At 71.1% G+C, this 9,222-nt stretch carries 10 protein-coding genes and 1 pseudogene; 7 read left to right on the top strand and 4 right to left on the bottom strand.

Annotated features, from left to right (window positions below; genetic code table 11):
* The 5 genes and pseudogenes from ACFC02_RS19315 to ACFC02_RS19295 all read left to right on the top strand — a co-directional run.
* A partial coding sequence (locus tag ACFC02_RS19315; protein WP_376358275.1) for an IS30 family transposase occupies positions 1–360 on the top strand: 360 nt, incomplete at its 5' end.
* Between the two features lie 7 nt (positions 361–367).
* Positions 368–661, top strand: a pseudogene (locus ACFC02_RS19310) (integrase core domain-containing protein); the annotation flags it as partial.
* A gap of 366 nt (positions 662–1,027) precedes the next feature.
* Complete coding sequence (locus tag ACFC02_RS19305) at positions 1,028–2,392, top strand: VanZ family protein (RefSeq protein ID WP_376358272.1); 1,365 nt, start codon at positions 1,028–1,030, stop codon at positions 2,390–2,392.
* Between the two features lie 94 nt (positions 2,393–2,486).
* Positions 2,487–2,867, top strand: coding sequence for a hypothetical protein (locus tag ACFC02_RS19300; RefSeq protein ID WP_376358269.1), 381 nt, complete (start codon positions 2,487–2,489; stop codon positions 2,865–2,867).
* A 425-nt stretch (positions 2,868–3,292) separates the two neighbouring features.
* Positions 3,293–4,507 carry a glycosyltransferase gene (locus ACFC02_RS19295; protein WP_376358266.1) on the top strand — a complete coding sequence of 405 codons (1,215 nt, stop codon included), beginning with the start codon at positions 3,293–3,295 and terminating at the stop codon, positions 4,505–4,507.
* 203 nt (positions 4,508–4,710) lie between these two features.
* Here the strand turns inward: ACFC02_RS19295 and ACFC02_RS19290 are convergent, their stop codons facing one another.
* Both ACFC02_RS19290 and ACFC02_RS19285 read right to left on the bottom strand, forming a co-directional pair.
* Complete coding sequence (locus ACFC02_RS19290) at positions 4,711–5,361, bottom strand: LuxR C-terminal-related transcriptional regulator (RefSeq protein ID WP_376358263.1); 651 nt, start codon at positions 5,359–5,361, stop codon at positions 4,711–4,713.
* Entirely contained in the window at positions 5,349–6,587 is a 1,239-nt protein-coding gene (locus tag ACFC02_RS19285; RefSeq protein WP_376358288.1) for a histidine kinase, read from the bottom strand. Before ACFC02_RS19285 ends, ACFC02_RS19290 begins: the two co-directional genes overlap by 13 nt.
* A 132-nt stretch (positions 6,588–6,719) precedes the next feature.
* On the opposite strand from ACFC02_RS19285, the gene ACFC02_RS19280 reads away from it, so the two are divergent.
* Positions 6,720–7,577: a lysostaphin resistance A-like protein gene (locus ACFC02_RS19280; RefSeq protein ID WP_376358260.1), complete on the top strand. Its 858-nt coding sequence runs from the start codon at positions 6,720–6,722 to the stop codon at positions 7,575–7,577.
* A 131-nt stretch (positions 7,578–7,708) separates the two neighbouring features.
* Here ACFC02_RS19280 and ACFC02_RS19275 read toward each other — a convergent pair whose 3' ends face one another.
* Positions 7,709–8,434 carry a glycoside hydrolase gene (locus ACFC02_RS19275; protein WP_376358257.1) on the bottom strand — a complete coding sequence of 242 codons (726 nt, stop codon included), beginning with the start codon at positions 8,432–8,434 and terminating at the stop codon, positions 7,709–7,711.
* 91 nt (positions 8,435–8,525) lie between these two features.
* On the opposite strand from ACFC02_RS19275, the gene ACFC02_RS19270 reads away from it, so the two are divergent.
* Entirely contained in the window at positions 8,526–8,822 is a 297-nt protein-coding gene (locus ACFC02_RS19270; RefSeq protein WP_376358254.1) for a hypothetical protein, read from the top strand.
* On the opposite strand, the gene ACFC02_RS19265 is transcribed toward ACFC02_RS19270, so the two are convergent.
* Positions 8,800–9,192: a VOC family protein gene (locus tag ACFC02_RS19265; protein ID WP_376358251.1), complete on the bottom strand. Its 393-nt coding sequence runs from the start codon at positions 9,190–9,192 to the stop codon at positions 8,800–8,802. The two genes, ACFC02_RS19270 and ACFC02_RS19265, sit on opposite strands and share 23 nt — an antisense overlap.
* Positions 9,193–9,222: the final 30 nt, after the last annotated feature.

Genomic DNA, 9,222 nt, shown 5'->3' with positions numbered 1-9,222 from the left:
AACGCACTCGCCCGCACGATGTCGACGCTGCCCGAGCAACTGGCGCGGTCGCTGACGTGGGATCGAGGCAAGGAGATGTCGGCGCACGCTCAATTTAAGGTCGAGACTGGCATTCCCGTGTTCTTCGCCGATCCGCATAGTCCATGGCAGCGCGGCACCAACGAGAACACCAATGGGCTCTTGCGCCAGTACTTTCCGAAAGGCACCGATCTCTCCAGATGGTCCGCTGAGGAAGTCGAGGCCGTCGCTCACGCTCTCAACAGCAGACCCCGCAAGACGCTCGGTTGGAAGACACCCGCCGAAGCACTCAACGAGCAGCTACAGTTGATTCAACAAGCCGGTGTTGCAACGACCGCTTGAATCCGGTCAGTACAGCGCAGCCGCCTTCGCCGAGGTGTGCCACCGGCACGGCATCCGCCGCAGCAGGGGCCGGGTCGGCAGGAGCTATGACAATGCCCTCGCCGAGTCGTTCTTCCAGGGCCTCAAGCGCGAGTTGCTCCACGGAAGGCCCTGGACCTCGAAGGCACAGACTCGGCTCGAGGTGTTCCGCTGGCTGTCGTACTACAACCGGCGCCGTCGGCACTCCGCACTCGGCTACCTCACACCAGCCGAGTTCGAACAGCAACTGATCACGTCACGTACGCTGTCACTCGTCGCATGAAACCCGGTGTCCGCTCCCGGGGATCAACCTCACACCAGAGTGTGCACCGGCCCCGGATGCGTTCCGGTGGCGGCCAAGCACTCCGGCCCGGGTCGCGATGGCACGGTATTGCTTGAGCCCGGTTGAGACAGCCGGCCGCGGCCGCAGCCACCCGGGCCTTGGCGCCGGTGCCTCCTACGCCCGGCAGTCCCGGCAGTCCCGACAGCCCTCGACGCAGACATCGGCATCGGCACGCGTGCCGATGCGTCCCCCGCCCGTCACCGCCGCCCCCGGCAACCGCGAGCACCCAGTCACCCACATTCCAGACGAACCAGCAGCTCAAGCAGCTATAAACTGCGTGTATACGTGTTGTGTATAGTTCCTCGTATGACTTCCGCCTACCTGTTGCCGATGAAGACAGCGGCAGCGCTCTTCCCGCTCCTCGCGCTGATGCTGTTCCTCCCGACAGCGGTCGTTCTGTACCGCCGCCACGGCACCATGCCGCAATGGCGCGTCCTGTCGCTCCTCGGCTTCCTCTACTACGCGATCACGGCCCTGTGCATGACGCTCGTACCGCTGCCGACGCGGACGGCGGACATGTGCAAGAGGTTCGCGGCGGTCGCCCACCCGCAGTGGGCCCCGGGCAACACCTTCAGCGACATCTGGAAGGAGGCGCACCACAAGGTCACGCTGAACGCGCTGGTGCTCCACAACCCCGCGGTCAGCGGTGCGGTCCTGAATCTGGCCCTGCTGCTCCCGCTGGGCGTCTTCGTCCGCTACCACCTGCGGCGCGGCGTCACCGCCGCGATCGTCGCGGGCTTCGGCGCCTCCCTGTTCTTCGAGGTCACGCAGGGCACCGCGCTATGGGGCACCTACCCGTGCCCGTACCGGCTGTTCGACGTCGACGACCTGCTGCTCAACACCGCGGGAGCGCTCCTGGGCTGGTACATGGCCGGACCGCTGGCCCGGCTGCTGCCGACGGGGGAGACACCGGACGACGCGACGCTGGCCCGTCGGCCCATCACCCCCGGACGGCGCTTGGCGGCGCTGCTGGTCGACCTGATCGGGGTCTCGGCCGTCACCGTCCTCGGGGCTCTGGCCACGGCAGAAGACGTGTACAGCGCATTCCGTTCCGTACCCCGGGTGATGGTCGCGGTCTTCGCCGTGTGGTTCGTCGTACTGCCCTGGCTGACCAGGACGACCCCGGGCAAGCGGCTCCTCCTGCTGAAGCTGGCGCCTGTCGAGGGCGACGGGCGGCCCGCGCTGTGGCGGATCGCAGTCCGCGCGGTGCTGCTCGGTGTGGTGACCCTCCCGCTGATGGCAACCCTCGTCACCGCGTCGGTGATTCTGCTGAACGGGCCCTCATGGGTGGTGCGCCGGGTCCGGAACGCAACGGCGGCGGACCGGCGCATGATCCAGTGGCAGATGATCGACCACTTCCCGCAAGTGCTGCTGATCGTCTTCGTCGCGGTCCTGCTCGGCGGATACGTCGTGATGACCCGGCGGCGGGAGGCGAACCTCTGGGCCCACGAGCGGGCGTCCGGGCTGCGCACCGTGGCCCTCACGCGCACCCGCGCCGCGACCGGCCCCCACGTCGGTTCCCACGTCGCTCCCGACGACGAGTACGTGCACGCCCAGCAGGCTCTTGAACCCTGCCCTTCCCCCGGCCGGAAACCGCAACGCGGACAGCCGCACCGTCTCTCCCGACCTGCTGAGGGCGACCACGTCGCCGACGCAGCCCCCCGGACATGAGCAGCACACCGCCGGTGAACTGACCAAGGTCTGGTGGAACGCACTGGTCGGCATCGCGAAGGATACGCACACCGCCTCGCTGGGTGAGGGGGTCGTGCCACGCCCGGTCATGATGCCGATGGTGCGCGGCGAGCTGGTCGGGCTGGTCTGGGTCCGCCCGCTCAAGGTCGGCCAGGACGCCCTCGCCGGGATCGCTGAACTCGCGAACATCGCCGCGGCGGCCGGCGCGGACGAGGTGGTCCTCGCAGGGACCCACGACGTCGCCACCGCCTGCGAGCTGCCGATCGCAGGTCCGGCACCGTGTCTGAACATGGTGCTCGCCCCCCGCGGCGGGCACGTCCTGCACCAGTTCCCCTACAGCGAGCAGCTCCTGTCCCGCAGCCCCGAGGGCTGGGCGTCGGTTGCCCCCGACTGGAGGCCGGCCCCCGCGCCGCAGCCCGGCGGCGAACCGGTGCCGCCGATCCGGCCGCGGTGAACTTCTCCTTCACGCCCATCGAGTTGGATCACCCCGACCCGTTCGGCGTCACCGTCGTGCTGATGGAAGAGGACGGCGACAGCGTGCGCCTGGCCGAAGCGTTCGCCCGCTGAGCCTGAGAGGACGAGAGGACAAGCCGTGGCTCGCCACCGGCAAGCGCGCTGCGATCGTCGGAGTGGCGGCAGCGGCAGTTGTCGGCGCCCTCGCGATGCCCGCTCAGGCATCGTCTTGGTCCAGCCACCTCACCAATGCTGGAAGTGACTTCGAGTCACGTCGCTGGACCGACGACGGCGGTCCCACGACGATCAAGTTCACCAGCTGCCATAGAGACGGCACGCACGCCGTCGGGACTGCTGCAGACTTGGGTGACACCTGACCTGGCTGGCGACGGTGGCCGGGCGGCACTCGCCGAGGAGAATCGCTCCATGCGAATTCTGATCATCACTGCCGGTTCCCGCGGAGACGTCGCGCCCTTCACGGGACTGGGGCGGCGTCTGTTGGATGCGGGGCATCAGGTCGCCGTGGCCGCTCACCCGTCCTTCGCCGCACTCGTCGGCGGGTGCGGCCTCGACCACCGGCCTGTGCCGGGAGACCCGCAAGGGCTGATCCGGGACTTGGCCCGGGCGGCGTCGCGGGATGAGGCTCAGGCGCTGACGAGGGCGTACGCGGACGGGCTCGCCGATGGGGTGGCGGAGGCCGTGGCCGGCGGAGCCGATCTGCTGCTCACGGCCTTCGGCCCGGCACCGCTCAGCCGGACGGCCGGCGAAGCATTCGGCGTACCCGTCATCGGTACCTACCTCGCACCGTCCTTCGCCACCGGACAGTTCCCGCTGCCCAACGCACGGTCCACCGATGACCTGGGGCCGGAGGGCAACCTCGCCGCGGGCCGAGATGTGCTGAAGCGCGCGGAAGGGGTCTTCGCGGGCGCCGTGACCCGGCTGCGTGCCCGCCTCGGGCTTCCCGCCGGCGCGTCCTCGGCACCGGCGGACGTCCGGCCAGTCTTCCACGGCTTCAGCCCGCTGGTAGTGCCGCGCCCCGAGGACTGGCCGTCCTGGGTTGAAGTGGCGGGCTACTGGTGGCCCGCACGCCCGGACGGCTGGCAACCCCCGGCCGAACTGGTCGACTTCCTCCAGGCCGGTCCGCCCCCAGTGTTCATCGGATTCGGCAGTATGGCGGCGGGACAGGGGGAACGGCTCAGTGAGCTGGTGGCAACGGCGGTGAAACGGGCACGCGTGCGTGCGGTCCTCCAGGCGGGATGGGCCGACTTGCACGGCTGCGGCGCCGACATCCTGGCCATCGGCGACGTCCCGCACGACTGGCTGTTCCCTCGCACCGCCGCCGTCGTCCACCATGCCGGGGCAGGTACCACCGCAGCCGGACTGCGGGCCGGCGTGCCCGCAGTGCCCGTTCCCGTCATGGCCGACCAGCCGTTCTGGGCGTCTCGCCTCTACGCGCTGGGAGCTGCCCCACGGCCTGTGCCGTTCCACGCGCTCACCGCCGAAGCCCTCAGCGACGCGATAACGACCTGCCTGTCCGAGCCGTCCCACCGTCGCCGCGCGGCCGAACTCGCCCGCGGGATCGCCGCAGAGGACGGCACCGCATCGCTACTCGCCCACATCGGCTCGGAGAGCGCCGGGTGAAGCCGCATCGCGGTGCCGCGCCAGGCTCCCCGAGGCACTCTGCCGCATCCACATCGGTCAAGTGCAAGTGATCGAGCCGCCCGCCGGTGTCGACGTCAGTGATCGTCGTCCGCCCCACGGCTCAGGGGCGACGACCCGCCCGTGGAACGGTGGCCGCGGGGCCACCGCGCCGTCCTCCAGCCGTTCCGACGTGCTCGGCCTCGTCAGGGTTCGCGCTGGGGCGCGCCGAGGTAGGTGAGAACCGCGAGGACGCGCCGGTGACCGCTGTCCTCGGGCGGCAGGTCGAGCTTCAGGAAGATGTTCCCGACGTGCTTGTGCACGGCCCGTTCGGTCACGACGAGGCGTTGTGCGATCTCGGAGTTCCCGTGCCCCTGGGCCATCAGCGCGAGCACTTCGCGTTCGCGGTCGGTGAGCCGCGCCAGGGGGTTGCCGCGCGTCACGAGCAACTGCCGTACCACTTCCGGGTCCAGCACCGTGCCCCCGGACGCCACCCGGTGCAGCGCCTCCAGGAAGTCGTCGACGCGGGCGACGCGGTCCTTGAGCAGATAGCCGACACCGGTGCCGTCGGCGAGCAACTCCCGGGCGTACGTGTCCTCGACGTACTGGGAGAGCACGAGGATCGGGAGGCCCGGAACGCGTTCCCTGGCGCGCAGCGCGGCCCTGATGCCCTCGTCGGTGAAGGTCGGCGGGAGTCGGACGTCCACGACGGCCACGTCCGGCCGGTGGGCGACGGCGGCGGCCACGAAGGAATCGGCGTCCTCGGTCGTCGCGGCCACCTCATTTCCCAGGGCCTCCAGCATCGCGGAAAGCCCGCGCGCGAGCAGCACGTTGTCCTCGGCGATCAGGATGCGCACGGGCACTCCACGGTGATCAGTGTGGGGCCGCCGGGCGGGCTCTGCACCCGCACCCGGCCGTCCACCGCCTCGACGCGCTGCCGCATGCCGCGCAGGCCGGTGCCGCCGCCCTCGGCCGCCCCGCCCCGGCCGTCGTCGGTGATCTCCGCGCGGAGGATGCCTCCGTCCCTCGCCAGGGTCACCGTGACGGCACGGGCGTGGGCGTGCTTGGCCGCGTTGGTGAGCGCCTCGGTGACGGCGAAGTACACGGCCACCTCGACCTGCGGCGGTACGTCCCCGAGTTCACCGACGTCCACGGTGGCGGAGACAGGGCAGCGGGCGGCGACCGCAGAGACCGCGCCGCTGAGACCCCGGTCGGCGAGGATCGGCGGGTAGACGGAGCGCAGTACGTCGCGCAGCTCGGCCATCGCCTCCTCGGCTCCCTCGCGCGCCCGGGCCAGCAGCGGGCCCACCGCCGCCGGGTCGGAGCCGAGGGCCCGCTCGGCGAGCCCGAGCTGCATGGCGAGGGAGACCAGACGCGCCTGGGTGCCGTCGTGCAGGTCCCGTTCGATGCGGCGCAGCTCGCTGCCGTGCGCGTGGATCGCCCCGGCGCGCGTCCGGTCCAGCGTCGACACGCGTTCGGCGAGGATCGCGGCGGCCGAGGGGGCCAGCAGCCACCGGCTCACGGACGCCAGCAGCCTGGCGAACAGGGGCGGCCCGAACAGGGCGAGCAGCACGCTCAGCAGGAACTGGGGCACTCCGGCATAGACCACGGCCCCCCAACCGTCGATCGGGACATCCATCATCAGCCTGATCGGCTCGTCCGCGGGGAACAGCCACCACAGGCCTACGAGCACGAGCACGGCCGCAGGGAACACGAACAGCGCCGCGCCGAAACACCCGAGCACGGTGCCGGCGACCATCATGCAGGGCGCCCAGCGCAGGTCGCGGCCGGTCGCCGGGTCCGTCAACACCGCCATCAGGCGCTTTCGCGCGTGTGGTCCGGCCGGTGCCGTGGGCGTCGCCGCCCACCGCCCCAGCCGCTCGCGCTCGTGGTCGGCCAGCCGGCGCAGCAGCCGCAGTTCGAGCGGCAGGACGAGCAGGCCCACGCCGACCAGGCAGAGCGCGGCCGAGTACACCAGCACGGGCACCAGCACGAGCAGGGCCGGTCCACGCGCGAACACAACCGCGCAGTATCCGGCCGCACGGGCCGAACGCGCCGCGCTCACCCGGGACTTCGAGAACATGTTCACGAAGGCCAGTCTTCCCCCTCCGGCGTCCCGGCGCAGTGGAGCGCGCTACACCATCGGCCGGTGAGTGTGCACGATCGCCCTGGTCACCGCGGGGTTCGTAGCGTCACGGCCATGACACGAACGTCCATGACACGAACGAACCCGCCGGGCGGCTCCCGTCCCGGTCTCGTCCCCTTCCTGGTCATCAGCTTCGTCGGCGCGTGGCTCACCATGATTCCCCTGTGGATCGACGGTCTGCGTCGCACGAGCGCGGCGCAGGGGACCTCGCGACTCGCGGCGCTGTGCATGATCCTCATGATGCTGGTGCCGGCGCTGACCGCCTTCGGCCTCACCGCGCGCCACCGGGGGGCGCGCGAGACCTTACGGGTCCTCGGGCTCGCCCGGGCCAGGCCGTGGCGGTACGAAGTCCGTTTCGCTGCCGTCGCGTTCGCGATCCCGCTCGGCCTGACCGCAGCCGGTCTGACCGTGGCCACGCTCGTCGGCTGGTACACCCCCGCGCACCTGCCCGGGCCCGCGACGATCACCCCGCTCGCGCTGAGCGCGCTGGTGTCCGTTCCGCTGTACTTCGGTGAGGAACTGGGCTGGCAGGGCTACCTGCTGCCCCGTCTGCTGCGCTACGGCAGGACCCGCGGCCTCCTGCTCGGCGGCGTGATCTGGGGGGCGTGGCACGTTCCGATGACCGCGCTCGGCGGCAGCTACCCGGGCCATTCCGTGCTCCTGGGCGTACCGGTCGCCGTGATGACGGCCATGCTCCTCGGAACGGTGATCGCCACCGTCCGGCTGGCCACCGGGTCGGTGTGGGCGGCTGTCGCGGCGCACCTGTCGCTCAACGAGTTCGCGCTGCCGCTGACCCGCACCGTCTCGGGCCACCTCGTCGACCCGCTGAGCATCACGACCTGGCCGGCGAGCGCCGTTGCCGTGCTGGGCATCTGGCTGACCAGCCGAACGCGGTGCGAGCCCGACGAACGGCCGTTGCCGGCGTGAGCGGCGCTCGTCGCGTCGACTCCTCCAGGCCCTGTCGTCAGTGCCTCAGCGGCATGCTCCGCACGGCCGCTCGAGTTCGACCACGGCATCGAGCAGCCGGAACGGCTCGCCCGGGACCAGTTCGGTGCTGATCACCGAGTCGTGGAGCACGGTCTCGTACAGCGGTACCCGGTACCGGGGGCGTACATGGCCTTGGCGAGGGCGGCCCGGAGGTGGACGGGTTTGAAGTAGAAGGCGGGTGCGTTGTAGGGCGCGTAGCCGCCCCATGTCGTACGGTCCCGCTCCATCTGCCAGAGCTGGCCGGTGACCGGGGTGCCGGAGCCGTGGCTGAAGTCGAGCACGCCGTTCGCCCAGGAACCGGCGTTCTCCGAACCGAGGACCAGCTTGCGGTCGGCGGACAGTCCGGCCATGCGCTTCAGCCGGTTCTCACGGTCCTGCGCCTGGGTCATCGGGTGGGCGGCACTGCGGTCGGTGAACAGTTCGCCGGCGGCGTCGACGTCGAGGAAGTAACTGCCGGCGCCGTTCGCGGTCGTCTCGTCGGTGCGGACGTCCGGGTGGGCTGGACTTCGCCGCGTTGTCGAGGAGGCTCGACAGCAGGCGGGAGAGCCGGGCCGGTACGCCCGCGACGGTGGCGGTGTGCGCGTCGGGGTCCGCGGAGAGGGTGAAGTGGACGGCGGGCCAGTGGTCGCGGGCGGCGTCACGTCTGATGCACCGGCGGCCCAGGACAGCCTCGCGGGCCGCTGCCAGGAGGGCCGGTGCGACCGCGCCACCCCTGCGCTTCTCCTGGCGCGTCGCTGAGCCGGCCCGCTGCCTGTCTCGGGTTCCTCGTGGGCGGCGAAGTTGCCGCTGCGGGGCATGCGGGTGTAGCGCGTGAGGTGGTAGGTGCGCTCGGCCCAGCTCCGCGGTGGTCGGGAGAGGCCTGCGGGAAACAGGAGAGGACACAAGGCGATGGACCGCCGGCGAGGCCAGGACACCGGACCCGCGCCTACCGAGGACGCTGCCTGGTGGGCCGGGCTCGGGCTGACCGGAGGAGTGGTCCTCGTCCTCGCCCTGATCGGAGCAGGGCTGTTCCTGCGGCTGGTCCTGCGCGGAGACTCGGCCGACAGCGACTGGTCCCACCACTACGGGGCCGGCAAGATCCTGGCCATCGGATGCGTCGTGCCGGTACGACGCTCCTGGCCCGCCGCCGCTGAAGGGGGCCGCGAGGGGTCCCGCGCCGCGTTCAGCCCTGCTTGGGGGCCGTGATGGGCATCAGCCGCAGCGTGAAGGAGTGACCGGCCGGGTCGGCGTATCCGCGTTCCTCGTACGGCCCCGCCGGGTCCTTGGTCTCGACGGGGCGGCCGCCGAGGCCCACCACCCGCCGCTCGGCCTCGTCCATGTCCTCGACGAAGAAGACCAGATGGGCCTGGAGGGAGTTCTCCGGGCGCGGCCAGCTGGGCGAGGTGGCGTTCAGGTCGCGGCGGAAGGCCAGCCGTATCCCGTCGGCGCCGCGGACCTCCACGAGGTTGGCGGAGGCCTCTGTCTGCTCGCCCTCCAGCAACTGCTGGTAGAACGCGGAGAGTTTCTCGGGCTCGGCGCAGTCGAGGACCACGGTGCCCGCCTTCACCACTGCCATGCTTCCTCCCAGTGACGGCCTGCTTCTACG

Source organism: Streptomyces sp. NPDC056160, assembly GCF_042268205.1.
Lineage (GTDB): Bacteria > Actinomycetota > Actinomycetes > Streptomycetales > Streptomycetaceae > Streptomyces.
This window is presented reverse-complemented; position numbering and strand designations above follow the sequence as displayed.

Excerpts from the sequence above, each read along its gene's own strand:
- ACFC02_RS19305 (WP_376358272.1), top strand. The coding sequence starts at position 1,028 with ATGACTTCCGCCTACCTGTTGCCGATGAAGACAGCGGCAGCGCTCTTC.
- ACFC02_RS19280 (WP_376358260.1), top strand. The coding sequence starts at position 6,720 with ATGACACGAACGAACCCGCCGGGCGGCTCCCGTCCCGGTCTCGTCCCC.
- ACFC02_RS19275 (WP_376358257.1), bottom strand. The coding sequence starts at position 8,434 with ATGCCCCGCAGCGGCAACTTCGCCGCCCACGAGGAACCCGAGACAGGC.
- ACFC02_RS19265 (WP_376358251.1), bottom strand. The coding sequence starts at position 9,192 with ATGGCAGTGGTGAAGGCGGGCACCGTGGTCCTCGACTGCGCCGAGCCC.
- ACFC02_RS19285 (WP_376358288.1), bottom strand. The coding sequence starts at position 6,587 with ATGTTCTCGAAGTCCCGGGTGAGCGCGGCGCGTTCGGCCCGTGCGGCC.
- ACFC02_RS19295 (WP_376358266.1), top strand. The coding sequence starts at position 3,293 with ATGCGAATTCTGATCATCACTGCCGGTTCCCGCGGAGACGTCGCGCCC.
- ACFC02_RS19270 (WP_376358254.1), top strand. The coding sequence starts at position 8,526 with ATGGACCGCCGGCGAGGCCAGGACACCGGACCCGCGCCTACCGAGGAC.